Origin of the sequence: Streptomyces sp. NPDC055962 (assembly GCF_042270185.1) — a bacterium.
In the GTDB taxonomy this organism is placed as follows: Bacteria; Actinomycetota; Actinomycetes; order Streptomycetales; family Streptomycetaceae; genus Streptomyces.
In genome coordinates, this window is the sequence record NZ_JBHJYN010000002.1 from 83484 (window position 1) to 108522 (window position 25039).

At 71.0% G+C, this 25039-nt stretch carries 18 protein-coding genes, 1 tRNA gene and 1 pseudogene; 15 read left to right on the forward strand and 5 right to left on the reverse strand.

What is annotated here, in order from left to right; translation table 11 throughout:
- The first annotated feature begins 115 nt into the window (after nucleotides 1-115).
- Nucleotides 116-397: an HU family DNA-binding protein gene (locus ACFC51_RS05700; RefSeq protein WP_003968811.1), complete on the forward strand. Its 282-nt coding sequence runs from the start codon at nucleotides 116-118 to the stop codon at nucleotides 395-397.
- A gap of 386 nt (nucleotides 398-783) precedes the next feature.
- Here the strand turns inward: ACFC51_RS05700 and murA are convergent, their stop codons facing one another.
- On the reverse strand, nucleotides 784-2124 hold the full coding sequence (gene murA, locus ACFC51_RS05705) for a UDP-N-acetylglucosamine 1-carboxyvinyltransferase (protein WP_376527120.1): 1341 nt from the start codon (nucleotides 2122-2124) through the stop codon (nucleotides 784-786).
- A gap of 297 nt (nucleotides 2125-2421) precedes the next feature.
- Between murA and ACFC51_RS05710 the strand changes: the two genes are divergently transcribed.
- The 11 genes and pseudogenes from ACFC51_RS05710 to ACFC51_RS05760 all read left to right on the forward strand — a co-directional run bounded on the left by ACFC51_RS05710 (nucleotide 2422) and on the right by ACFC51_RS05760 (nucleotide 15911).
- Nucleotides 2422-2982, forward strand: coding sequence for a YqgE/AlgH family protein (locus ACFC51_RS05710; protein WP_376379022.1), 561 nt, complete (start codon nucleotides 2422-2424; stop codon nucleotides 2980-2982).
- Nucleotides 2983-3012: 30 nt separating this feature from the next.
- Nucleotides 3013-3312 (forward strand): DUF3039 domain-containing protein, encoded by a 300-nt coding sequence (locus ACFC51_RS05715; protein ID WP_267075389.1) that lies wholly within the window; start codon nucleotides 3013-3015, stop codon nucleotides 3310-3312.
- A gap of 331 nt (nucleotides 3313-3643) precedes the next feature.
- Nucleotides 3644-4948, forward strand: a complete 1305-nt coding sequence (locus ACFC51_RS05720; RefSeq protein ID WP_376527122.1) for an extracellular solute-binding protein — start codon at nucleotides 3644-3646, stop codon at nucleotides 4946-4948.
- Nucleotides 4949-4950: 2 nt separating this feature from the next.
- On the forward strand, nucleotides 4951-5922 hold the full coding sequence (locus tag ACFC51_RS05725) for a carbohydrate ABC transporter permease (RefSeq protein ID WP_376379029.1): 972 nt from the start codon (nucleotides 4951-4953) through the stop codon (nucleotides 5920-5922).
- Entirely contained in the window at nucleotides 5919-6767 is an 849-nt protein-coding gene (locus tag ACFC51_RS05730) for a carbohydrate ABC transporter permease (protein ID WP_376527124.1), read from the forward strand. The genes ACFC51_RS05725 and ACFC51_RS05730 overlap by 4 nt, the downstream gene beginning before the upstream one ends.
- 1 nt (nucleotide 6768) lies before the next feature.
- On the forward strand, nucleotides 6769-8400 hold the full coding sequence (locus tag ACFC51_RS05735; protein ID WP_376379035.1) for a beta-N-acetylhexosaminidase: 1632 nt from the start codon (nucleotides 6769-6771) through the stop codon (nucleotides 8398-8400).
- Nucleotides 8401-8649: 249 nt separating this feature from the next.
- Nucleotides 8650-9546, forward strand: coding sequence for an FAD binding domain-containing protein (locus ACFC51_RS05740; RefSeq protein WP_376379038.1), 897 nt, complete (start codon nucleotides 8650-8652; stop codon nucleotides 9544-9546).
- Nucleotides 9543-11096, forward strand: coding sequence for a (2Fe-2S)-binding protein (locus ACFC51_RS05745; RefSeq protein WP_376527126.1), 1554 nt, complete (start codon nucleotides 9543-9545; stop codon nucleotides 11094-11096). Before ACFC51_RS05740 ends, ACFC51_RS05745 begins: the two co-directional genes overlap by 4 nt.
- A 76-nt stretch (nucleotides 11097-11172) precedes the next feature.
- Nucleotides 11173-13506 (forward strand): xanthine dehydrogenase family protein molybdopterin-binding subunit, encoded by a 2334-nt coding sequence (locus ACFC51_RS05750; RefSeq protein ID WP_376527128.1) that lies wholly within the window; start codon nucleotides 11173-11175, stop codon nucleotides 13504-13506.
- 67 nt (nucleotides 13507-13573) lie between these two features.
- A complete protein-coding gene (locus ACFC51_RS05755) occupies nucleotides 13574-14512 on the forward strand; it encodes an aldo/keto reductase (protein ID WP_376527130.1) in 939 nt (312 codons plus the stop codon).
- Between the two features lie 416 nt (nucleotides 14513-14928).
- A pseudogene (locus tag ACFC51_RS05760) lies at nucleotides 14929-15911 on the forward strand (MarR family transcriptional regulator).
- Between the two features lie 335 nt (nucleotides 15912-16246).
- Here the strand turns inward: ACFC51_RS05760 and ACFC51_RS05765 are convergent.
- The 4 genes from ACFC51_RS05765 to ACFC51_RS05780 form a co-directional block, all read right to left on the reverse strand.
- Nucleotides 16247-16810, reverse strand: coding sequence for a hypothetical protein (locus ACFC51_RS05765; protein WP_376379062.1), 564 nt, complete (start codon nucleotides 16808-16810; stop codon nucleotides 16247-16249).
- Between the two features lie 88 nt (nucleotides 16811-16898).
- Nucleotides 16899-19199, reverse strand: coding sequence for a hypothetical protein (locus tag ACFC51_RS05770; protein ID WP_376527132.1), 2301 nt, complete (start codon nucleotides 19197-19199; stop codon nucleotides 16899-16901).
- A gap of 37 nt (nucleotides 19200-19236) precedes the next feature.
- On the reverse strand, nucleotides 19237-19731 hold the full coding sequence (locus ACFC51_RS05775; RefSeq protein WP_376379068.1) for a hypothetical protein: 495 nt from the start codon (nucleotides 19729-19731) through the stop codon (nucleotides 19237-19239).
- Nucleotides 19732-20171: 440 nt separating this feature from the next.
- Nucleotides 20172-20243 (reverse strand) — tRNA-Cys (locus tag ACFC51_RS05780).
- Between the two features lie 187 nt (nucleotides 20244-20430).
- Between ACFC51_RS05780 and ACFC51_RS05785 the strand changes: the two genes are divergently transcribed.
- The 3 genes from ACFC51_RS05785 (at nucleotide 20431) to ACFC51_RS05795 (ending at nucleotide 25020) form a co-directional block, all read left to right on the forward strand.
- Complete coding sequence (locus ACFC51_RS05785; RefSeq protein ID WP_376379070.1) at nucleotides 20431-21897, forward strand: MFS transporter; 1467 nt, start codon at nucleotides 20431-20433, stop codon at nucleotides 21895-21897.
- Between the two features lie 208 nt (nucleotides 21898-22105).
- A complete protein-coding gene (locus ACFC51_RS05790) occupies nucleotides 22106-23887 on the forward strand; it encodes a DEAD/DEAH box helicase (protein ID WP_376379073.1) in 1782 nt (593 codons plus the stop codon).
- Nucleotides 23888-24378: 491 nt separating this feature from the next.
- Nucleotides 24379-25020, forward strand: coding sequence for an IclR family transcriptional regulator (locus ACFC51_RS05795; protein WP_109881333.1), 642 nt, complete (start codon nucleotides 24379-24381; stop codon nucleotides 25018-25020).
- Nucleotides 25021-25039: the final 19 nt, after the last annotated feature.

Consider the following 25039-nt stretch of genomic DNA (forward strand, 5'->3'; position numbering starts at 1 on the left):
GTATTCGGGCGCGAGGGTCTGACATCAGACCCGGGTCCGGGGACTGTCAGAGGGCCCTGGCAGCATCGGCTTCGATCTCACGCCTCACAGGCAAGAAGAACACGGGAGTACAAACATGAACCGCAGTGAGCTGGTGGCCGCCCTGGCCGACCGTGCCGAGGTGACCCGCAAGGACGCCGACGCCGTTCTGGCCGCCCTCGCCGAGACCGTCGGCGAGATCGTCGCCAAGGGCGACGAGAAGGTCACCATCCCCGGCTTCCTGACCTTCGAGCGCACCCACCGTGCCGCTCGCACCGCTCGTAACCCGCAGACCGGCGACCCGATCAACATCCCGGCCGGCTACAGCGTGAAGGTCTCCGCGGGCTCGAAGCTCAAGGAAGCCGCCAAGGGCAAGTAAGGCCTTCCAGGCGTCAAGAAGGGCGGCCGTCCTGACCGGGGCGGCCGCCCTTCGGCGTACCCGGAACCCCGTCCCGGACCCTTCGCTCCCGCGCACACCGCCCGTGCGGGCGCTGTGAGGCGGGCTGCGGCCCTCGGACGCCGCGACGGTCCCCCGGGAGGGCCGGACGCCGCGTTCGGCCCTGTACGGGCGTTCTGCGGCGTCCGCCTCTCAGGGGGCCGGGGTGACAGGACCGGGGACCGGGGCGGACGGACCCGGCCGGCTGCCCGGGACCTGGCGTCCACGGACGGAGAAGCCCGCCGCCCCGGCCCCTCGCAGGGGACCGGGGCGGCGGGCTCCGGTGCGCAATGCTGTGTGCGGCAGCACTGTGCGCGCGGTCAGGTGCCTCAGACGAGTGAGCCGCCCGGCAGCTCGACCTTGGCGCCGAGCTTCTCCAGCTTGTCCATGAAGTTCTCGTAGCCGCGGTTGATCAGGTCGATGCCGTGCACCCGGGACGTGCCCTGGGCCGCCAGCGCGGCGATCAGGTACGAGAACCCGCCGCGCAGGTCGGGGATGACCAGGTCCGCGCCCTGGAGCTTCGTCGGCCCGGACACGACCGCGGAGTGCAGGAAGTTCCGCTGCCCGAAGCGGCAGTCGGAGCCCCCGAGGCACTCGCGGTAGAGCTGGATGTGCGCACCCATCTGGTTCAGCGCGGAGGTGAAGCCGAGCCGGGACTCGTAGACCGTCTCATGGACGATCGAGAGGCCGGCGGCCTGCGTCAGCGCCACCACGAGCGGCTGCTGCCAGTCGGTCTGGAAGCCGGGGTGCACGTCCGTCTCCAGGGCGATGGCGTTCAGCGCGCCGCCCGGGTGCCAGAAGCGGATGCCCTCGTCGTCGATCTCGAAGGCACCTCCGACCCGGCGGAAGGTGTTGAGGAACGTCATCATCGAGCGCTGCTGGGCGCCGCGCACGTAGATGTTGCCCTCGGTCGCCAGTGCCGCGGACGCCCAGGAGGCCGCCTCCAGGCGGTCCGGGATCGCCCGGTGGGTGTACCCGTCGAGCCGGTCGACACCCGTGATCCGGATGGTCCGGTCGGTGTCCATGGAGATGATCGCGCCCATCTTCTGCAGTACGCAGATGAGGTCCTCGATCTCCGGCTCGACGGCCGCGTTGGACAGCTCGGTGACGCCCTCGGCGAGGACGGCGGTCAGCAGCACCTGCTCGGTGGAGCCCACCGACGGGTACGGCAGCCGGATCTTCGTGCCCCGCAGCCGCTGCGGCGCCTCCAGGTACTGGCCGTCCGCCCGCTTCTCGATGGTCGCGCCGAACTGGCGCAGCACCTCGAAGTGGAAGTCGATCGGCCGGCCGCCGATGTCGCAGCCGCCGAGGCCCGGGATGAAGGCGTGGCCCAGCCGGTGCAGCAGCGGGCCGCAGAAGAGGATCGGGATGCGCGACGAACCCGCGTGGGCGTCGATGTCGGCGACGTTCGCGCCCTCGACATGCGACGGGTCGAGGATGAGTTCGCCCGGCTCGTCACCGGGGCGTACGGTCACGCCGTGCAGCTGCAGCAGCCCCCGGACCACCCGCACATCGCGGATGTCGGGCACGTTGCGGAGCCGGCTGGGCCCGCTGCCGAGCAGCGCGGCGACCATTGCCTTCGGCACCAGGTTCTTGGCGCCTCGGACGCGGATCTCGCCCTCCAGCGGGGTTCCGCCGTGGACAAGCAGGACATCGTCTGTGCCGGTCATGTATCTCGCGTTCCGGAGTGGTCGGGCAGGGGGCCATCAAAAGGGTAATGGGCTTCCGCACCCCTTCCGTAAGGCGCCGGGGGCCGTACGGACGTCATGATTACGCCACACCACGCTCTGCTCCAGGAGTCTCGCGGAGCGTCACCGCCCGCAGAGGCCCTCCGGACGGCCCGCGCGCGTGCGCTCCCCGTGCGCCTGTGCGGCGTCCGTGCGCCCTGAGCTGCGGAGGGGCGCCGTCCGGGAACGGGCGGGCCACTTGGACCCCGCCGAGGGCGAAGATGCGGGATCATCTGTGCCATGACGGAGGTGTCCTCGCTCACAGGACGGCTGCTCGTGGCCGCGCCCGCTCTTGCGGACCCGAATTTCGACCGTGCGGTGGTGCTGCTCCTCGACCATGACGAGGAGGGTTCGCTCGGCGTGGTCCTGAACCGCCCGACCCCGGTCGGCGTCAGGGACATCCTGGCGTCCTGGGCCGGCCTGACCGGTGAGCCGGACGTGGTCTTCCAGGGTGGGCCGGTCTCCCTGGACTCGGCGCTGGGCGTGGCCGTGATCCCCGGGGACGAGGGGCCGCTGGGCTGGCGCCGGGTGCACGGGGCGATCGGTCTGGTCGACCTGGAGGCCCCGCCGGAGCTGCTCGCGGCGGCGCTCGGTTCGCTGCGGATCTTCGCCGGATACGCGGGCTGGGGGCCCGGTCAGCTGGAGACGGAGCTGGCCGACGGTGCCTGGTACGTGGTCGAGTCGGAGCCCGGCGACGTCTCGTCGCCGCGCCCGGAGAACCTCTGGCGTGCGGTTCTGCGGAGGCAGCGCAGCGAGCTGGCGATGATCGCCACGTATCCGGACGACCCTTCGCTGAACTGATGCGCGGAGCTTTCAGTACGCTTGGCAGTTATGAGCACTCTTGAGCCCGAGCGCGGGGCAGGTACGGGGACCCTCGTAGAGCCGACGCCGCAGGTGTCGAACGGCGACGGCGACCACGAGCGCTACGCCCATTACGTCCAGAAGGACAAGATCATGGCGAGCGCCCTGGAGGGCACTCCCGTGGTGGCGCTGTGCGGCAAGGTCTGGGTCCCGGGGCGCGACCCCAAGAAGTATCCGGTCTGTCCCATGTGCAAGGAGATCTACGAGTCCATGGGCGCCGGCGGCGACAAGGACAAGGGCAAGGGCGGCAAGGACGGCGGCAAGAAGTAGCCCACGCGGGCCTCTCCACTCCTTCTCGTACCTGACCCCGGCCCCCGGGGCGCGCGGCGACGCGTGCCCCGGGGGCCGTTTCGCGTTCCCGGGGGCCTTAGCGGGTGCCCTTCGCATACCCCTGGGGCGTTCGCCTGCCGTTCGCGCGCCCGGGCGTGCCCGCCCGAGCACGTCGGGCGGGCGGGGTGGGCGTTGCACGGGCTGCACCGCGTGGTCACAGAGTGGTAGAGACCACTTGTCGGCGTGCGGAGGCCCCCTTAGTCTCCTGCCAGTTGTGCAGAACGAAACGCACGTTGCATGGAATGCAACGATTGACCGGTAGGGGTCCCGGATGAAGCTTTCTGCCCGAATTGCCGCTCCGGCTGCGGCCCTTGTGCTGGCCGGCCTCACCGCCACCGCCTGCGCGCCGCAGACCTCCGACACCAGCGCCGGGGGCGACGAGAAGAGCGGCACGCTCCGCGTCTGGCTCTTCCAGGAAGTCGGCAACAAGCCCAAGGAGAAGGTCGTCGACGCCGCCGTCGCCGACTTCGAGAAGGCCCACGAGGGGGCCGAGGTCGAGGTCGAGTACATACCCGTCGACACCCGGGCCCAGCGCATCAAGGCCGCCTTCAACGACCCGAAGAGTGCCCCCGACCTCATCGAGTACGGCAACACCGACACCGCCGGCTACGTGAAGGACGGCGGGCTGGCCGACATCAGCAAGGAGTTCGCGGCCTGGGACGAGGCCAAGGACACCGACCCGACCGCCAAGCAGTCGGTGACGGTGGGCGGCGAGGTGTACGGGGCGCCGTTCTTCGTCGGCGTACGGGCGCTGTACTACCGGACCGACGTCTTCGAGGACCTCGGGATCGAGCCCCCGAAGACCCAGGACGAGCTGATCTCCACCGCGAAGAAGATCCACCGGGAGAAGCCGGACCTCTACGGCCTCGCGGTCGGCGGCGCGTACACCTACGGCGCGATGCCCTTCATCTGGGCGCGGGGCGGCGAACTGGCCGACGAGACCGGCGTGACCTACACGTCCGCCGTCAACAGCGCGAAGGCCCGCGAGGGCATCGAGGCCTACACCTCGCTCTTCGGGGACGACAACTGCCCGGCGGCCAAGTGCGCGGCCATGGGCGGCAACGCGACCGTCACCGCCTTCGCCTCCGGCAAGGCCGGCATGGCGATCGGCGGCGACTTCAGCCACGCCGCCGTCGAGGCCGGCACCGTGAAGGGCAAGTACGCCGTCGTGCCGCTGCCCGGTGTGAAGGAGGGGTCGATCGCCCCGGCCTTCGCGGGCGGCAACAACATCGGCGTCCTCAAGAGCAGTTCGCACCGCACGCTCGCCGTCGACCTGATGAAGTCGCTGACCGGCAAGAAGACCCAGGCGAAGATGTTCGACGCGATGGGCTGGCTGCCGACGTACACGGACGTGCTGGACGCCGCCGCGGAGAAGGAGCCCTTCATCGGCCCCTTCGTCGACACGCTCGGCGCGGGCGCCAAGTTCGTCCCGGCCTCCCCGGCCTGGGGCCAGATCGACGCCTCGCTGGTCCTGCCGACCATGTTCCAGGAGATCGTCAGCGGCCGTAAGGACGTGGCCGCCGCCTCGGACGACGCGGCGAAGAAGATGGACGCGGCGTTCGCCGAAGCGGGCTGACGATGACCGTCGACACCACCCTCCACAAGGCCCCCGGAGGAGCCGGGGCGAGCGGGGCACCGGCCCGCCCGCCCCGGCGCCGCCCGGCATCGCCGGCACGGCGCTCCGGCTGGACGCCCTGGCTCTACCTGCTGCCCGCGCTCGTCCTGCTCGGCGGGCTCCTCGTCTACCCGATCTACCAACTGGGCCTGATCTCCTTCCTGGAGTACACCCAGGCCCAGGTCAGCGGCGGCGAGCCGACCACCTTCCAGGGCTTCGGCAACTACGCCACGCTCTTCGGGGACGGCCAGTTCTGGCAGGTGCTCCTCGCGACCGTGCTCTTCGCCACGGCCTGCGTGCTCGCCACCCTGTGCGTCGGCTGCGCCCTGGCCGTCCTGCTGACCCGGATCCGCGCCGTGCCCCGGCTCGCGCTGATGATGGCCGCGCTCGGGGCGTGGGCGACTCCGGCGATCACCGGCTCGACCGTCTGGGTGTTCCTCTTCGACCCGGACTTCGGCCCGGTCAACAGGGTGCTGGGGCTCGGCGACTTCTCGTGGACGTACGGGCGCTACAGCGCCTTCGCCCTGGTGCTCCTCGAAGTGCTCTGGTGCTCTTTCCCGTTCGTGATGGTGACCGTCTACGCGGGCATCCGTGCGATCCCCGCCGAGGTGCTGGAAGCGGCCTCGCTGGACGGCGCCTCCCAGTGGCGGATCTGGCGGTCGGTCATGGCACCGATGCTGCGGCCGATCCTGGTCGTCGTCACCATCCAGTCGGTCATCTGGGACTTCAAGGTCTTCACCCAGATCTACGTCATGACCAACGGGGGCGGCATCGCCGGCCAGAACCTGGTGCTCAACGTGTACGCGTACCAGAAGGCGTTCGCGTCCTCGCAGTACAGCCTCGGGTCGGCGATCGGCGTCGTGATGCTCGTGATCCTGCTGGCCGTCACGCTCGTCTATCTGCGCCTGGTGCGGCGCCAGGGGGAGGAACTGTGAGCGCACGCACGCTTCTGCGCGTCCGCCGGCCAGGAAGGCTGGCGGCGGAGGCCGCGGCCCTGCTCATCGCCGTCGTCGTCGCCTTCCCGCTGTACTGGATGGTGCTCTCCGCCCTCAAGCCCGCGGGGGAGATCCAGTCCACCGAGGCGCGCCCCTGGACCCTGGCGCCGTCCCTCGACTCGTTCCGCCGCGTCTTCGAACAGCAGGAATTCGGCCGTTACTTCCTCAACAGCCTGGTCGTCGCCGGCACCGTCGTCATCGCCTCCGCCCTGATCGCCTTCCTCGCCGCGACGGCCGTGACCCGGTTCCGCTTCCGGTTCCGCACGACGCTGCTGATCATGTTCCTCGTGGCGCAGATGGTGCCGGTCGAGGCGCTGACCATTCCGCTGTTCTTCCTGATGCGGGACTTCGGCCAGCTGAACACCCTGGGATCGCTGATCCTGCCGCACCTCGCCTTCTCGCTGCCGTTCGCGATCTGGATGCTGCGCGGTTTCGTCAAGGCCGTCCCGGAGGCGCTGGAGGAGGCCGCCTACATCGACGGCGCGAGCCGCACGCGATTCCTGTGGCAGATCCTCTTCCCGCTCGTGTTCCCCGGCCTCGTGGCGACCAGCGTCTTCTCCTTCATATCGACCTGGAACGACTTCCTCTTCGCGAAGTCGTTCCTCATCAGCGACACCTCCCAGTCGACGCTCCCCATGGCGTTGCTGGTCTTCTTCAAGCCCGACGAGAACGACTGGGGAGGGATCATGGCGGCCTCGACCGTGATGACCGTTCCCGTACTGGTCTTCTTCGTCCTCGTACAGCGACGCCTGGTCTCCGGACTCGGCGGAGCGGTTAAGGACTGACGTGCACGAACTGATTCCGGCGCCGGCGCACACCGACGGCGAGGACAGCGGCGGATTCCTCCTCGACGAGGCCACGACCCTCGCGGCGGGCCCCGGCACCGAGGGGACGGAACGCTGGCTCCGCACCACGCTGGGAGCCGCCTTCGGGGTGCCGCTCGCCCCGGGCGCCGGGGGCACCTCCAACACCGTCGAGCTGCGCATCGACCCCTCGCTCGCACGTGAGGGTTACCGGCTTGGTGTGTCGCCCGCCCGTGGCGTGCACATCACCGGCGGGAGCGCGGCCGGGGTGTTCTGGGGCGCGCAGACCCTGCGTCAGCTCCTGGGCCCCGACGCCTTCCGCCGCGCACCCCTGGGCCGCGGTGCACGGCCGGGCATCCCGTCCACGGAGATCGAGGACGGCCCCCGCTTCGGCTGGCGCGGGCTGATGCTCGACGTGGCACGGCACTTCACGCCCAAGGACGGCGTCCTGCGCATGCTCGACCTGCTGGCCGCCCACAAGCTGAACGTCTTCCACTTCCACCTCACCGACGACCAGGGCTGGCGCGTCGAGATCAAGCGCCATCCCCGGCTCACGGAGGCCGGCGCCTGGCGCGCACGGACCAAATACGGCCACCGTGCCTCCGAACTCTGGGACGAGACACCGCACGGGGGCTTCTACACGCAGGACGACATCCGCGAGATCGTCGCGTACGCGGCCGAGCGGCACATCCGGGTCGTCCCGGAGATCGACATCCCGGGCCACTCGCAGGCGGCCATCAGCGCGTACCCGGAACTGGGCAACACCGACGTCGTCGACACCTCCGCGCTCTCCGTGTGGGACACCTGGGGCGTCAATCCCAACGTCCTCGCCCCCACCGACCACACCCTGCGCTTCTTCGAAGGGGTCTTCGAGGAGCTCCTGGACCTGTTCCCCGCCGAGGTCTCCCCCTTCATCCACGTCGGGGGTGACGAGTGCCCCAAGGACCAGTGGAGGCAGTCGCCCGCCGCGCAGGCCCGGATCGCCGCTCTCGGCCTGAAGGACGAGGACGAGCTCCAGTCCTGGTTCATCCGGCACTTCGACCGGTGGCTCACCGACCGGGGCCGCCGCCTCATCGGCTGGGACGAGATCCTGGAGGGCGGCCTCGCCGAGGGTGCGGCCGTGACCTCGTGGCGCGGGTACGCCGGCGGGATCGCCGCCGCCGAGGCCGGGCACGACGTCGTGATGTGCCCTCTCCAGCAGGTGTACCTGGACTACCGTCAGGACGGCGGCCCCGACGAGCCGATGCCCATCGGCTACGTCCGCACCCTGGAGGACGTCTACCGCTTCGAGCCCGTGCCCCCCGGGCTCTCCGAGGAGGCCACCGGACACGTCCTGGGCACCCAGGCCAACGTCTGGACCGAGGTCATGCAGAACCGGGACCGCGTCGACTACCAGGTGTTCCCCCGGCTCGCCGCCTTCGCCGAGGTCGCCTGGTCGCGGCTCCCGGCCTCCGGTGAGCGGGACTTCGCCGATTTCGAGCGGAGGATGCACACCCACTACGCCCGGCTCGACGCCCTCGGCGTCGCCTACCGCCCGCCCGCGGGCCCGCAGCCGTGGCAACGCCGGCCCGGCGTCCTGGGTCGCCCGATCGAGGGACCTCCCCCCACGGTCTGACCCCTGCCGTGCGCGACGACCAGGGGAACCGAATAAGTCGTACGAACTCGCTGAAGAGTGGCAATTCACGCGACGGGCAGATCACCTGCCAAAGGCGACTTTTCCCCTGGTCGGGGACGGAAACACCCTTCGTGGACCCTCGCGTCGGAGAGCCCGGAAGATGTGCCAGAGTTGCCACGTCCCGGCCGTGAGCACGTACCGTACGGCGGACAGGCGGGACTGCCGGGACACCGGGAAGGGGCAGCTGGGTTGACCACGCACGCACCGCAGGCGATGCAGTCGGTGACGCTGCCGGCCTCGCTCGACGAGGCCGTGGCGGCTCTCGGCGCCATGCCCGCAGCCGTTCCTGTGGCCGGCGGCACCGACCTCATGGCGGCCGTCAACAAGGGCCTGCTACGGCCCTCGGGGCTGGTCGGCCTCGGCCGGATCAGCGAGCTGCGCGGCTGGCACTACCAGGACGGCCACGCCCTGCTCGGCGCCGGCCTCACCCACGCGCGCATGGGCCGGCCCGACTTCGCCGCGCTCATCCCGGCGCTCGCCGCCTCCGCGCGCGCCGCGGGCCCGCCCCAGATCCGTAACGCCGGGACGCTCGGCGGCAACATCGCCACCGCCGCCCCGACCGGCGACGCCCTGCCGGTGCTGGCCGCGCTGGAGGCCGAGCTGGTCATCGCCGGCACCGGGGGATCCCGTCGTGAGATCCCCGTCTCGCACCTGCTGGCGGGCCGCGAGATGCTGGAGCCCGCCGAGCTGATCGGCTTCGTCCGCGTGCCGCTGCTGCACGCACCCCAGGTCTTCCTCAAGGCGACGGGCCGCACCGGCCCCGGCCGTGCCACCGCCTCCGTCGCGATCGTCCTGGACCCGGCGCGGCGCGGCGTGCGCTGTGCGGTCGGCGCGATCGCCCCGATGCCTCTGCGGCCCCTGGAGGCCGAACGCTGGATCGCCTCCCTGATCGACTGGGACGGCGAACGGGGCCTGGCCCCCGACGCGCTGGCCGCGTTCGGCGAGTACGTCGCGGCCGCCTGCATCCCGGACCAGGCACCACCGGACGACGGGGGAGAGGCACCTCCGCTGTCGCCCGCCGTCCTGCACCTGCGGCGCACGGTCGCCGCGCTCGCCCGACGCGCACTGGGGAGGGCACTGTCGTGAGCAATGAAGAGAACCCCGAGCAGCAGCACGGGCAGCCCGACCCGTACGCCGGCTGGGAGCCGACCCCGCAGGGCGGTGAGTACGACGCCGAGGCGACCGCCTTCGTCCACCTGCCCCCGGAGGACCTGGCCGCCCTCGGGTCCGATCCGCTGGCCGCCCCCGGCCACAGCTACGTGCCGCCGATGATCCTGCCGCTGACCCCCGCCGCGGGGCTCGACCCCGCGGCCACCGGCAGCTGGGTCGTGCGGACGCAGGGGCAGCAGGAGCGGGCGGCGGACCCCGCGAGCGGCGAAGCCGCCCCGGAGGCGGTGCACTGGCCCGACCCGAACCAGCAGCAGGATCCGTACCAGCAGCCGTACCCGGACTCGTCGCAGTACGCGCAGACGTCGTCCACGACCGCCCAGTGGAACTTCACCGAGCCGCTCCCCGCCGAGCCCGAGCCCGAGCCGGTCCCCGAGCCCGCCGGACACACCGGCCAGTGGACGATCCCGGTGGCGGACGGCGACCTCCCGGACGAGTCCGGCGAGTTCGCGGCCTCCGCGATGGCCTCCCAGTGGTACACGGACACGCGCCCGGCCACCCTGCCGGGCGGAGCACCCGCTCCCTGGGCGACGCCGGAACCCCAGGAGCACACACCGGCCACCTCCCCGGAGGAGGCCGTCGGGGTGGCACCGGAAGCGGCCCCGGAAGCGGCCCCCGACACAGCCGCGGAAGCGGCCCCCGTGGCGCCCCCTGAGCCCGACGAGGCACCCGAGGCACCCGAGGCCGCCCAGGCGGCCTCCGGCAGGCCCTACGGGGCCGTGGACGCCCCGGAGGCCCCGGCTGAAGATGCTGCACCCGACGCGCCTGCACCCGAGGCACCCGCACCCGCGGTCGAGCTTCCCGCGGCCGACGTCGCTGCGCCCGCGGCCGACCCCGGGCACGCCCCCGCCCTCCCGGAGGAGCCCGCGGCCCCGGCCGGCCCCAGCGAGCACCCCTCCGCGTCGTACGTCCTCCATGTGAACGGCGTGGACCGCCCGGTGAGCGACGCGTGGATCGGCGAGTCCCTGCTCTACGTGCTCCGGGAGCGCCTCGGCCTCGCCGGCGCCAAGGACGGCTGCTCCCAGGGGGAGTGCGGTGCCTGCAACGTCCAGGTCGACGGACGCCTCGTGGCCTCCTGCCTGGTCCCCGCCGCCACGACGGCGGGCAGCGAGGTCCGCACCGTCGAGGGGCTCGCGGTCGACGGCGAACCCTCCGACGTGCAGCGTGCCCTGGCCGAGTGCGGTGCCGTCCAGTGCGGCTTCTGCATCCCCGGGATGGCCATGACCGTGCACGACCTCCTGGAGGGCAACCACGCTCCCAGCGAGCTGGAGACCCGGCAGGCCCTGTGCGGCAACCTCTGCCGGTGTTCGGGCTACCGGGGCGTGCTCGACGCCGTACGCGACGTCGTCGCCGGCCGGGAGGCGACCGCCGAGGCGGCCACCGCCCCGGACGACGCCGAGCCGCGGATCCCGCACCAGGCCGCCCCCGGCGCGGGCAGCGTCCAGGCACACGAGGGAGACGTCCGGTGAACGCCGTGCCGTCCCCTGCACCACCGGTCACCCCCACCACCAGCCGCCGCGGCGGAGCGAACGACAAGGAGGCGGCGTGACCAGCGACGCAGCCACCGCGACCAGCACCACGCACACGGCACCGCCACCCGAGGGCCCCGCCCCGGACCAGGAGCCGCCCGCGCTCGGACTCGGCACCTCGCTACCGCCCGCCGACGCCCGCGCCAAGACCGAGGGCACCTTCCCTTACGCCGCCGACCTCTGGGCCGAGGGACTGCTGTGGGCCGCGGTGCTGCGTTCGCCGCACCCGCACGCGCGCATCCTGTCGATCGACACGACGGCCGCCGCCGGCATGCCGGGTGTGCGCGCGGTCGTCACGCACGAGGACATCCCCGGCGACGGGTCGTACGGCCGCCGGGTCGTCGACCGTCCCGTGTTCGCCTCCGAGCTGGTGCGCCACCACGGCGAGGCCATCGCCGCCGTCGCCGCCGACCACCCCGACACCGCCCGGCTGGCCGCCGCCGCGATCGCCGTCGAGTACGAGGTCCTCGAACCGGTCACCGACCCCGAGAAGGCCTTCGCCGCCGAGCCCCTCCACCCCGACGGCAACCTCATCCGGCACATCCCGCTGCGCTACGGCGACCCGGACACCGTGGGCGAGGTCATCGTCGAGGGCCTCTACCGCATCGGCCGTCAGGACCCCGCCCCGATCGGCGCGGAGGCCGGTCTGGCCGTGCCGCGGCCCGACGGGGGCGTCGAGCTCTACACGGCGTCCACCGACCCGCACACCGACCGCGATCTGGCCGCTGCCTGCTTCGGCCTGGACCCCGAGCACGTCAAGGTCGTCGTGACCGGTGTCCCCGGGGCGACCGGCGACCGCGAGGACCCCGGCTTCCAGATCCCGCTCGGCCTGCTCGCCCTGCGCACCGGATGCCCCGTCAAGCTGGCCGCCACCCGCGAGGAGTCCTTCCTCGGGCACGCCCACCGCCACCCCACCCTGCTGCGCTACCGCCACCACGCGGACGCCGAGGGCAGGCTGGTCAAGGTCGAGGCCCAGATCCTCCTCGACGCGGGCGCGTACGCCGACTCCTCGTCCGAGTCCCTGGCCGCCGCCGTGGCCTTCGCCTGCGGCCCGTACGTCGTCCCGCACGCCTTCATCGAGGGCTGGGCGGTCCGTACGAACAACCCGCCCTCCGGCCATGTGCGCGGCGAGGGCGCGATGCAGGTGTGCGCCGCGTACGAGGGGCAGATGGACAAGCTGGCGGCGAAGCTGGGCATCGACCCGGTCGAACTCCGGCTGCGCAACGCCCTCTCCACGGGCGACATCCTCCCCACCAGCCAGACCGTGACCTGCCCCGCACCCGTCGCCGAACTCCTCGGTGAGCTGCGCGACTTCCCGCTGCCCGCGCTCCCCAAGGATGCGCCCGAGGACGACTGGCTGCTCCCCGGAGGCCCGGAGGGGGCCGGTGAGCCCGGCGCCGTGCGCAGGGGCGTCGGCTACGCCATCGGCATGGTCCACATGCTCGGCGCCGAGGGCGCCGACGAGGTCTCCACGGCCACGGTCCGGGTCCACGACGGTGTGGCCACGGTCATCTGCGCCGCCGTCGAGACCGGCCAGGGCTTCACCACGCTCGCCCGCCAGATCGTCCAGGAGACCCTGGGCGTCGAAGAGGTCCACGTGGCGGCGGTGGACACCGACCAGCCGCCGGCGGGCCCGGCGACGCACGGCCGGCACACCTGGGTCTCGGGCGGGGCGATCGAACGCGCGGCCAAGATGGTCCGCACCCAGCTCCTCCAGCCGCTGGCGCACAAGTTCGGCATGTCCACGGAGCTCCTCCAGATCGCCGACGGCAAGATCACCTCGTACGACGGTGTGCTGTCCACGACGGTCATGGAGGCGATGGACGGCAAGGAGCTGTGGGCCACCGCCCAGTGCCGCCCGCACCCCACGGAGCCCCTCGACGACTCCGGGCAGGGCGACGCGTTCGTGGGCCTGGCCTTCTGCGCCGTCCGCGCCGTGGTCGACGTCGACATCGAGCTCGGCTCGGTCCGGGTGGTCGAGATGGCCGTCGCGCAGGACGTCGGCCGGATCCTCAACCCGTCCCAGCTGGCGACGCGCATCGAGGCGGGCATCACCCAGGGCATCGGCGCGGCCCTCACGGAGAACCTGCGCACCGCCCGCGGTCTGATCCGTCACCCGGACCTCACCGGGTACGCGCTGCCGACGTCGCTGGACGCGCCGGACATCCACATCGTGAAACTGATCGAGGAACGCGACGTGGTGGCTCCCTTCGGCGCGAAGCCCGCCTCGGCGGTCCCGGTGGTCACGTCCCCCGCAGCGGTGGCCTCGGCCGTCCGCGCGGCGACGGGCCGCCCCGTCAACCGCCTCCCGATCCGGCCCCAGGCGGCGGTGGCGACGCCCAAGTCCTGACCCGCTCGAAGCCGGACGACCTGACGCGCTTGACTTGGAGTGCACTTCATTTCGCAGCATGGCGTGCATGAACTTCACCAACGCCGAGGTTGTCCTCGGAACGATGGCCTTCGGTACCTCTGTCGGACCCGACGACGCCTTCGCGATTCTCGATGCCTTCGTCGCCGGCGGCGGGGTCTGGCTCGACACCGCGAACTGCTACTCCTTCTGGGCCGATCCCAGCGGCGTCGGCGGCGCCAGTGAGCGCGTCATCGGCGCGTGGCTCCGAGCACGCCCCGGCATGCGCGACGCGGTGCGGATAGCGACGAAGGTCCGGCAGAACCCGCTCGTCCCGCACTCCTGGCCGGAGAGCGCCGAAGGGCTTTCCGAGCGCGCCGTGCACGCAGGGGGCCAGGAGAGCCTGGGACGTCTCGGGGTCGATCACGTCGACCTGCTCTGGGCCCACGCCGAGGACCGCACCGTGCCGCTGGAGGAGACGGTCGGCGCCTTCGGTGAGCTGGTCACGAAGGGGGTGGCCCTGCGGATCGGGGCCGCCAACCACGCCGCGTGGCGCGTCGAGCGTGCCCGCTCGCTCGCACGGGAGCAGCACGTGGAGCCCTGGACGGCCCTGCAACTGCGCCACTCACTGGCCCAGCCGCGCCCGCTCACCCCCCTCGCGGAGGCCGGCCACCGCATGCTCACCGACGAGGACATGGACCTCGCCCGGTCGGAGGGGCTCACCGTGTGGGCGTACAGCGCGCTGCTGTGGGGCTCGTACGTGCGTGCCGACAAGCCGCTTCCCGGGACCTACGAGCACCCCGGCACCACCCGGGTGCTCTCGTCCCTGGACGACATCGCCCGGGAGCTGTCGGCCACGAGGAACCAGGTCGTCCTCGCCTGGCTGATGCGGCAGGGGATCGACCCCATCGTCGGCGTGAGCCGGGTCGAGCAGATCGAGGAGGCACTCGCCGCCCGCGGTGTGCGGCTCGATGACGAGCATATGGAGCGCTTCGCCCAGGCCCGGTAGCAGCGCCGGACGGCTCGTTCCCCCGGTTCGGCTGCCGGAACGGGGAGCTGACCGGCGTCGTGACCCGGTGCTCGGGCCCCGAGACTCGGGGCCCGAGCACCGGGTGTGGCGCTATCACTCGTTCGGGGGGCCGGGGGATGCCCGCCGGGCCGACGCTTGAGCTTCGGGTTTCGAGGGGCGAGACGCGAGGGTCGGGATTCGAGCCGTGTTGTTCATCCGGGGGGTAGGTAAGGGCTTTTGGGTAAACCTCCCCTCCCTCCCACCCCGTCACGGCCAGCAAGTATGACTAATTGTGAGCGAGTTGCGGCGGAGAGTCGCGGCTGCTTACGGTGCCCACAACGAGACGACCCCGACACGGTGTTAGCTGCACCGGCCGGGGTCTGACCCAAGATCGCACCTCAAGGAAAGACGATCTCGTGGTTACCCAGCACCTTAGCTCCGCCCCGCCCGCCCCCGCAGCATCGCGCCCGTACCGCAAGGCGCAGCCCGGCTACGGCAAGCAGACTGTCCCGGCCCAAGGCCCCTCCGACGCAGGCGCCTTCACCCACCTGCCCGAGCGCGAGCGTTACGTCGCCGGATACGTCGACCACCTCCCCGACGGCGCCGCCATGGACATCAAGTCGCTTGCCAAGGACCTTCCCCTGTACGGACAGATGGCCATCGGCACCGCCCTGCGCGCCCTCGCCGTGGCCGGACACCTGCGTCGCGTGCGCTGCCGGGTGGAAGGGGCCGGTCAGTGCCGGTGGGTGACGCTCACCTACTGGTCCCGTACCGCCCATGACAACGAGTGGTGGGCCGCCAGGCTGGCAGGCGAGGTTGTGCCCCCGCCCCGGGGCAGGCGCCCGAACCGGCGGTCGTACCCCAGCAGCGCTCGGAGGAGCGCCCCAGCCCGAACCCGCCCCCGCCGCCGCAGGAGGGGCCGGGCACAGGCACCCCCACGGCAGTGACGGCCCCTTCCCCCGCCTACCGGACCCTCGCCGAACTCGGCCGCCGCGAACCCCGCCTGGCGCTCTCCGCCGCCGACTGCGCCGCGCTGGAACCGCTCGCCGCAGCCTGGTTCGCTCGCGGCGTCAGCGCCGACTACCTGACCTCGGCGCTCACCGCCGGACTGCCCGAGCGCATCGGATCCCCCATCGGCCTGGTACGCCGCCGCCTCACCGACAAGATGCCGCCCCAGCTTCCCGCAGGACCCACCCCGGCTCAGAGCTCTCCTGTCCACAGCGTCTTGGTCGAGTGCACCGAATGCGGCCGCCCCGGCCCGGCCGAAGCCCTCCCGGACGGTCTCTGCCGCCCCTGCGGGACCGCGCACCAGCCGGCGGAGGCCGCAGCCCCCGCCGAGGTGGAACGCGACGTACCTGCCCTCGTCGCGAGCCTTCGCAACCTGATGCGCACTCCCTGAGCGGTCACGCGTCGGCCACACGTGGGGATCCGCCGGGGGCGAGTTGGGCTGTCACCAGCCCGTACAGCAGCTCCGCGTCCACGAAGTCCCCGTCCTGCGGAGGCCCGCACCGCCAGCTCAGCGGATACGTGTTGCCGTGGGCGGCCGGAATCCCCACGTACTGGTCGCGGGCCGCCGGGCCGAAGCACGTCGCGCCGGGCGAACTCCCGTGATCCCGGGCCCGGAAATGGCGCCAGATTAGGCCGTGGTTCTACACCCACGGCTTACGGCGCATCAGGCCGACGGTCCCGGATACCCGGACGGAGCGGCTCTCCTGGCAGTCACCGCGCGGCGAGTCACTCACAGGCCGCCGACCGCTCGACCGCCTTGGTGTAGTCGGTGATCAGACTCTTCATGGCCGTCTGGTCGTCGATGCCGTCTTCGGAGACCTGGACCACCGCGTAGAGGTCCTGCTCCGGGTGCTCCGACGAGGTGCAGGAAGAAGTCTTGCCGACGCCGGCTTTCCCGGTGTAGACGAAGCGCTCGTCGTCCGACAACACCCCGTCGTCCGTGCCGGCGTATCCCTCCGAGACCATCGCTGTGCTCTGCCCCTCACTCCACCATGACTGGGTGAGGCTCAGTGCCGCCTTGCCATCCACGGACACGTCGCAGCGTGTCGCTCCTCCGCTCAGCCTCGAGGGGGCCGCCGCGATGGAGTCACCGCCAGGCAGCACGGCCTTCACCAGTGCGGAGTCCACGGGGGTCCCGCACAGCGACGTGGGCACGGTGTACTTCTTCTCTGCCGTGTCGTCGCCGTCGCCGGAGCAGGCCGACAGGCTGGACGCGAGGACGACGACGGCCGACAGGGAGACCGCCGTGCCGATGAATCGGCGACACCGGAGAGATCCACGGACAGACAACGTGAGTAGCCTTTCGAGGTTCGGACGGGGGCGACTTTCGGGGTTCGGACGGGGAGCGACGTGGCGGGCGTCGCTCCCGGACAGTCGATCAGATGTCCGTCTTCAAGTGCGGAGACATATGGGCGGTGTTGACGCCCGCAGCGCGGAAGCCCTCCTGAGCGGCAGTGCGCGCCTTCTCGTCGATGCTGTCGTCCATCAGGTCGTCACGGTGGTGCGCCTTGGCCGCGTTCTCAACAGCCTTCTCGGTGTACCCCGAGTTCTGGTCGTTGCCCCTCTCCCAATGTTCGCCCATGACGGCGCCCGCGTCGTCCTTGGCCTTCCCCTCTGCGTCCTGGAAGAGGGCTTCGAGGACCATGCTGCTCGCCGTCCCCGCCAGACCACCGGCCACGGCCCCGCCGACCGGAGTGGCGATGAACGACGTACCGACGCCGATACCCGTACCGATCCCCCCGGAAATCGCGTTCTTCCACTGCGCCACAGACTGCTCGTACTTCTTGTCGGCTGCCTCGGCTTCGCCGGCGACCGCCTCCTGGCGGCCGATGGCCAGCGTGCCGGATACCTCACCCGAACCCATGGCGACCTGATTGACAGTGAACTCCAGGTCCTTCGAGTAAACCTTGTCGGCAGGCAGGTCCGGGTTCAGGTGGTAGTCCATGAGGTTCGCCATGTACTCCTTGTTGGCCACCTCCACGGCCGCGTACCCCTCAGCGTTCTGTCCAACTGTCAGCAGCAGGGCATTGACGTCTCGGTGGTTGAGCGTGGCGGAGCTGCCGGCGACGGGGAACAGCTTGTTCGTCTCCTCGTCGTAATCGTCCGTCATGGCCCGGTTGATGTCCGGCAGGTACTCCGAGGTGATCTGACCGATGCTGTCGGTCATGTAATTGTGGCCCGTGAGACGTCCGTTGTCGTCCGCGACGGAAGACACGATGGACTCGAACAGCTTGGTCTGCCCCTCGTTGTGCGCGGGCGTGTCCGCCGTCGGCAGCTCGCCCGCCGGGTGCCCCGTCGTGGCGGCTTCCAGCGCGAGGGCGAGATTGTTGCGGCCGGTGATGTCGTCGTCGCCCTTGAGGTTGGTCTCCTGCGGCCACTCCCGCTCCTCGAAGAGGTACTGGAAGTTGGAGAGCGGGACCTTCCCGTTCTTGCCGTTGCCGTCCGTGTCGCGCTCGAAGGGGGAGTCGTCCTTCGAGACGTACTCCTCGTTGAAGAAGTCGGTCGCCGCGTCCGGGCTGTTGGACAGGCCCTTGAGGTAACCGGTCAGCGGGTCGTCGCCGCTGTCGTCACCGATCCGGTTGAGCCAGGGGTCCATGCCCATGTGCTGCCACGCCAGGTTGGCGTGCTCGCCGTTGCCGGTGAGCTTGCGTTCCATCTCCATGAGCTTGGTGCCGTAGCTCTTGAGGAACTGGTCGTCGTAGTCGCCGGTGCGCATCAGGTTGCTCATGACCTGGAAGCCCATGGGGCCCCCGCCTTCCCGGCCGATGGGCTGGTCGCCGAGCTTGATCATGTTGCCCTTCCAGCTCGTCATGTCGGCGGAGTCGCTCTGCGTGGCGGTGGCGAGCGTCAGACCGAGATTGCGCTGGAGGTCGTCGAGCTTGTCGAGCCGCTCGCGGCCGACGTTCGGGTTCACGGCGGGGTCGTTGATGCCCTGCCAGAGTTCGAGGGTCTTCTGGGGCCCGAGCTGTGTGGCGAACCGCTCGGCGAACAGCGGGTCGTCCTTGTACTTGGCCAGACCGTCGTTGATCTTGTCGAACTCGGCGGGCGTGAGGTCCTTGGGGTTCTTCGCCGCGATCTTGGCGAGGTCCTCCGCCGCCTGAACGGCCTCTGCCGCGGAGTCGCGGTCCTTGTAGTTGGCGTCCGAGAAGCCCGTCTTGGCCTGATCTGCTATCGCGATCAGTACCTTGCTCGCCGAATCGTCGCTCTCCGAGGCCTTCTTGAGGATCCCTTGCACCTCGTCGCGCAGCGCGGTGACATCGCTCTCGCTGTGCTCCGGAACGGACGTGCCCTTCGCGGCCCGGTCCGGGTGGATGTTCATGGTGACGGTGAAACCGCCGCCGCCGGTGCTGGTGACGGTCAGATTCTTCTTCTGCCCGCGGCTGATGGCGGCCTCGAGATCCTTCTTGTGCTGGCGAAGCTCGTCCCGGGTGTCACCAAGGATCTTGTGAATCGTGTTGGCCTGCGTGTGCGCATCTTTGAACTCGCCGGCGCTCTTGCCGACGAACTCCTTGGTGACCTGAGCGTTCATGCCGGTCCAGTCGGCCGTCCTGGCAGCCTTGTGCAGCCCCTCCTCAGCCTGTTTCTCCAGTTCCGCGAGATGTCGTACGAGCAGTTCCCAGTCGGAGACGGCGGTGTCCAGCATCGCGAAGTTGGCGAAGCGCAGGGCGTCGAGATCCATGAGTTGTCGATTCTCCTGTACGTCTGTGGTCGCGCCGCTACTTCTTGGGCTCGTACGCCGGGTTCTTCTTGCCCGGCTCACCCACCCGCTCGTCGAATCCGGCGTCCAAGGCCTCGATGCTGCTCACCTGCCGCTGGATGTAGTGCTCGTCACCGGCGTGCACCTTCTTGGTGACCTGCATGTGGTTGGAGATGTGCGCACAGGCGTCCATGAGCGACTTCAGCTGTTCGTCCCACCGTGTCGACACGTGCTTCAGTGCGCCGCCCAGCGCGAAGCCCTGACCGCTCAGGTCACCGGCGGCCTTGTCGCTGCTGGGAACGGCCACCCGGGCCTTGCCCCAGAGGTCGTTGTAGAGGCTGTGCGCCTGGCTGCCGATCTTCACCAGATCGCTGTGTCCCACCCTGAGATCGCCCGTTTGCCCGGGCAGAGCCGCAGAGCCCCCGCCGCCCGGTTCGAGCTGGTTCAACTGCATCCCGGTCGAGCGCCGATCGGAGGCGTCCGCCTTGAGCTGCTCCCACTCGTCCCATGCCATGGAAACCCTTCCCCCGTCTACCTGTCCTGCCCTCTGTCGCGCCCCGGTGGGTGCCTCGGCTTCCAGGCCAAGCTAGCAACTCGCCAAGAGGTTCACACGAGGCGGAGTTCGAATCCTGACCCGTGGTTGTGCACACCTCGTGGAGGCTTCGAGCGGTGCGGACAAAATGCCTCAATCGATCCGGACGGGATCGGTCTGATGGCCGACGACGGGCACGAGGGGGCGAGTCGATCGGCGTGCGGGCGGTGCCGCGGCGTCCGTCAGGGCGGATGAGGCACTGACCGCGGTCACTGGCTCCTCAGGTACGACGCCGTACCCACGGCCGCGTACCCCTCGGGCCTCCGAAGCTCCGTGCTCACCACGACATGACTTCCCGGCGCACGGCAACGGCCGCCCCCGCACCATGGAGGCGGCCGTTCTCTTCGTTTTCTCCTGTGTAGAGGCCGTGACCGGATTCGAACCGGTGTAACTCGAGTTGCAGTCGAGCCCCTGAACCACTCGGGCACACGGCCGTGCGCTTCTTGATCTGCTGTCGACCGTACGGGGCCGGTGGGGCCGGGCCAAGGGATGCGGGCAGGCCGCAACGTGACTGCCACACCGCGTTCATCGAACAGCCCACGCGGCCTACGACCAAGGGACCAGCCCGATACCGTCCCCCGACAGGGTCCATCTGGCGTTTAGGCCCTTACTCTGAGGCTCATGACTGCCCTGGAACCCCGTGACGCCGAGGTCACCGCCGCCCTCGTGGAGACCACCGTCGACGAACCGGCGGAGGGCGTACTCGGGCGGACCTACCGGGCACTCAGCATCGGCATCGTCTCCGTCGTCCTGCTCATCGCCTTCGAGGCCACCGCCGTGGGCACGGCGATGCCTGTCGCGGCCAGGGAGCTGCACGGCATCCCGCTCTACGCGTTCGCCTTCTCCGCGTACTTCACCACCAGCCTCTTCGCCATGGTGCTCTCCGGGCAGTGGGCCGACCGGCGCGGGCCGCTCGCCCCGCTGGCCACGGGGATCGGCGCCTTCGGGGCGGGCCTGCTGCTCTCCGGGACGGCGAGCGGCATGTGGATGTTCATCCTGGGGCGGGCCGTCCAGGGCATCGGCGGCGGACTCGTGATCGTCGCGCTGTACGTGGTCATCGGGCGGGCCTATCCGGAACGGATCCGGCCGAGCATCATGGCCGCGTTCTCGGCGGCGTGGATCGTCCCGTCCGTCGTGGGACCGCTCGCCTCGGGGACCGTCACGGAGCACCTCGGGTGGCGCTGGGTCTTCGTCGGGATCCCGGTCCTCATCCTTCTGCCGCTCGGACTCGCGCTTCCCGCGATACGTCGGATGGCGGGCGGTCCCACGGACGCGGAGGCCGCGGCGGAGCCGTTCGACGGGCGCCGCATCCGGCTCGCGCTCGGGATCTCGGCGGGCGCCGGGCTGCTCCAGTACGCGGGTCAGGAGCTGCGATGGCTTTCGCTGGTCCCGGCGCTGGCCGGTGCCGCGCTGCTCGTTCCCGCCGTACGCGGGCTGCTGCCCCGGGGGACCCTGCGGGCCGCGCCGGGGCTGCCCGCCGTGATCCTGCTGCGGGGCATGTCGTCCGGCTCCTTCATCGTCGCCGAGTCCTTCGTCCCGCTGATGCTCGTGACGCAGCGGGGCCTGTCCCCGACCCTGGCCGGCCTCTCCCTGGCCGCGGGGGGTCTGACCTGGGCACTCGGTTCGTACGTGCTGGCCCGGCCCAGGCTGGAGCACCACCAGGGGGCACTCGTGACGGCGGGCATGGTGCTCGTGACGCTGGCCATCGTCGCCGCGCCGAGCGTGCTCATCGCGGCGGTGCCGGTGTGGACCCTGGCCGTGGTCTGGGGCGTCGGGTGCTTCGGGATGGGCATGGTGATCGCGTCGACGAGCGTGCTGCTGCTGAAACTGTCGGCCCCGCGGGAGGCGGGTGCCAATTCGGCGGCCCTCCAGATCTCGGACGGCCTGTCCAACGCGCTGCTGCTCGCCGCGGGCGGTGCTGCGTTCGCCGCGCTCGGCGGCGGCGCGGTGGGCTCGGCTGCCCATGGGGCGGCCGGCAGCGAGGCCGCCGTCGCGCACCCCGGTGCGTTCGTGGTGGTGTTCCTGCCGATGGCGGCGGTGGCGCTGGCGGGGGTGTGGGTCGCGGGCAGAGTCAGGGAGAAGGCGTAGGGCCTCCCGTCCGGATCGTGCGGGGCTCGTGTGCCCCGGTGCCCGTACGCGGCTGTGAAGAGCGTCTCAGCGGCGCCCGGCCGCCGCTGATTCGTACGGGGTTCCGCGCCGCCCGCCGGTAGGGTGGCCCGGTTGTCGTATCGCGTACGGGCCGGTCTCCGGTCCGTACGGCCAGCGCCCCACGTACCCGAGTGCCGAACCGGAGACCGTGACTACTACCGCCTCCCACCACCTCTCACCCGCCTTTCCCGGCCGCGCCCCCTGGGGTACGGCCGGCAAGCTGCGAGCCTGGCAGCAGGGTGCGATGGACAGGTACATCCAGGACCAGCCGCGCGACTTCCTCGCCGTCGCGACCCCCGGCGCGGGGAAGACCACCTTCGCGCTGACCCTCGCCTCATGGCTGCTCCACCACCACGTGGTGCAGCAGATCACCGTCGTGGCGCCCACCGAGCACCTCAAGAAGCAGTGGGCGGAGGCCGCCGCCCGCATAGGCATCAAGCTCGACCCGGAGTACAGCGCCGGACCCGTGAGCAAGGAGTACCACGGGGTCGCGATCACGTACGCCGGTGTCGGCGTGCGCCCCATGCTGCACCGCAACCGGTGCGAGCAGCGCAAGACGCTCGTGATCCTCGACGAGATCCACCACGCCGGTGACTCGAAGTCGTGGGGCGAGGCGTGCCAGGAGGCGTTCGACCCGGCGACCAGGCGCCTCGCGCTCACCGGCACGCCCTTCCGGTCGGACACCAACCCGATCCCCTTCGTCGCGTACGAGGAGGGCAACGACGGCATCCGCCGCTCCTCGGCCGACTACACCTACGGCTACGGCAACGCCCTCGCCGACGGGGTCGTCCGCCCGGTGATCTTCCTCAGCTACAGCGGCAACATGCGCTGGCGCACCAAGGCCGGGGACGAGATCGCCGCGCGGCTCGGCGAGCCGATGACCAAGGACGCCATCGGGCAGGCCTGGCGCACCGCGCTCTCGCCCACCGGTGACTGGATCCCCAATGTGCTGGCCGCCGCCGACAAGCGCCTGACCGAGGTGCGCAAGGGCATCCCGGACGCCGGCGGGCTGGTCATCGCGACGGACCAGGAGTCGGCGCGCGCGTACGCCAAGATCCTGAAGTCGGTCACCGGCGAGAAGCCGACCGTGGTCCTCTCCGACGAGAAGGCCGCCTCCAAGAACATCGACAGGTTCAGCGAGGACGGATCGCGCTGGATGGTCGCGGTGCGCATGGTGTCGGAGGGCGTCGACGTCCCGCGTCTCGCGGTCGGCGTGTACGCGACGACGATCTCCACGCCCCTCTTCTTCGCCCAGGCCGTCGGACGTTTCGTACGGTCACGCAGGCGTGGCGAGACGGCCTCCGTGTTCGTGCCGACCATCCCGATGCTGCTCGACTTCGCGAACGAGATGGAGGTCGAGCGCGACCACGTCCTCGACAAGCCCAAGAAGGGCAGCGACGAGGAGAACCCGTTCGCCGAGGAGGACCAGCTCCTCGCGGACGCGGAGAAGCTCGAGGACGAGGAGACCGAGGACCAGCTGCCCTTCGAGGCGCTGGAGTCCGACGCGGTCTTCGACCGGGTGCTCTACGACGGCGCCGAGTTCGGCATGCAGGCGCACCCCGGCAGCGAGGAGGAGCAGGACTACCTCGGTATCCCGGGGCTCCTCGAACCCGACCAGGTGCAGCTGCTGCTCCAGAAGCGGCAGACCCGGCAGATCGCGCACAGCCGCCAGAAGCCGGCCGCGGAGGCCGATCTCCTGGAGAAGGCGGCCGAGGACCGGCCCGTGGTGACGCACAAGAAGCTGCTGGAGCTCCGCAAGCAGCTCAACACCATGGTCTCGGCGTACACGCACCAGAGCGGCAAGCCGCACGGCGTGATCCACACCGAGCTGCGGAGGGTGTGCGGCGGTCCGCCCAGCGCGGAGGCGACGGCCGGGCAGATCCAGGACCGGATCAAGAAGGTCCAGGAGTGGGCCACCCGGATGCGGTGAGCCCGTACGGGCAGGGCCCCGGTGCGCGGGCGGTTCACACCGCCGCGCACCGGGGACCTGCCCGTGAACGGACGTGCTGGACGAGAGGGCGTGGCCCGGCACGGCAGGGCGCGCGGGGGTGCGGAGGAGCGCGGGCGGAAGATTTTTGCAACAGTTCTTCACGAGGCGTTAACAACCGTTCACCCATGGTGTACGGAGGGTCGCCGCGGTGTCACCCGAGTTGAACGCGCGTAGATGTTCGGTTTCCGGACGGTCCGCCGCTGACCGGCGGTTATGTGGTGCCGTTCCGGAGGGAGACCGGATTCTGGACGAGGGCTTCCGCTGAGCGAACCCGCTCGCTAATGTCCCCGAAACATGAACGCCCCGTGGCAGTGTGGCCGCGGAGCGCAGCCGGTGCCATGGCCAGTCGGCGGCCTCTCGGTGCGTCGCCGTGGGACCGGCGTCGGCACCCCGGAGACAACCGCCCCGCTCACCACGAGGGAGAGGGCGTCGTGACCGCGGAGACTTCTCAGACGCTCGACCGGGGACTGCGTGTCCTCAAACTGCTCGCCGATACCGATCACGGCCTGACCGTCACCGAGTTGTCGAACAAACTCGGCGTCAACCGCACCGTGGTCTACCGACTGCTCGCCACCCTGGAACAGCACGCGCTCGTCCGGCGTGACCTGGGCGGCCGGGCCCGAGTGGGGCTGGGCGTGCTGCGCCTGGGCCGACAGGTGCACCCGCTCGTCAGGGAGGCCGCGCTGCCCGCGCTGCGTTCCCTGGCCGAGGACATCGGGGCCACCGCGCACCTCACGCTCGTCGACGGATCGGACGCGCTCGCGGTCGCCGTCGTCGAGCCGACGTGGACCGACTACCACGTGGCCTACCGGGCCGGCTTCCGCCACTCCCTGGACAGGGGCGCCGCGGGCCGGGCGATCCTCACGGCCCGGCAGAAGACGGTCGACCACCCCGGCTACACCCTCACCCAGGGTGAGCTCGAAGCCGGTGCCTGCGGGGCCGCGGCGCCGCTGGTCGGGGTGTCCGGGGTGGAGGGCAGCGTGGGTGTGGTGATGCTCGCGGACGCCGTGCCCGAGCGGGTCGGGCCCCGGGTCCTGGACGCGGCCCGCGAGGTCGCCGACGCGCTGCGGTAGCCGGACAGGTCCCGGAGCC

What these genes read in the sequence shown, in the direction of transcription:
- murA (WP_376527120.1), bottom strand. Translation starts at nt 2,124, where the DNA reads ATGACCGGCACAGACGATGTCCTGCTTGTCCACGGCGGAACCCCGCTG.
- ACFC51_RS05715 (WP_267075389.1), top strand. Translation starts at nt 3,013, where the DNA reads ATGAGCACTCTTGAGCCCGAGCGCGGGGCAGGTACGGGGACCCTCGTA.
- ACFC51_RS05755 (WP_376527130.1), top strand. Translation starts at nt 13,574, where the DNA reads ATGAACTTCACCAACGCCGAGGTTGTCCTCGGAACGATGGCCTTCGGT.
- ACFC51_RS05770 (WP_376527132.1), bottom strand. Translation starts at nt 19,199, where the DNA reads ATGGATCTCGACGCCCTGCGCTTCGCCAACTTCGCGATGCTGGACACC.
- ACFC51_RS05725 (WP_376379029.1), top strand. Translation starts at nt 4,951, where the DNA reads ATGACCGTCGACACCACCCTCCACAAGGCCCCCGGAGGAGCCGGGGCG.
- ACFC51_RS05710 (WP_376379022.1), top strand. Translation starts at nt 2,422, where the DNA reads ATGACGGAGGTGTCCTCGCTCACAGGACGGCTGCTCGTGGCCGCGCCC.
- ACFC51_RS05775 (WP_376379068.1), bottom strand. Translation starts at nt 19,731, where the DNA reads ATGGCATGGGACGAGTGGGAGCAGCTCAAGGCGGACGCCTCCGATCGG.
- ACFC51_RS05785 (WP_376379070.1), top strand. Translation starts at nt 20,431, where the DNA reads ATGACTGCCCTGGAACCCCGTGACGCCGAGGTCACCGCCGCCCTCGTG.
- ACFC51_RS05700 (WP_003968811.1), top strand. Translation starts at nt 116, where the DNA reads ATGAACCGCAGTGAGCTGGTGGCCGCCCTGGCCGACCGTGCCGAGGTG.
- ACFC51_RS05720 (WP_376527122.1), top strand. Translation starts at nt 3,644, where the DNA reads ATGAAGCTTTCTGCCCGAATTGCCGCTCCGGCTGCGGCCCTTGTGCTG.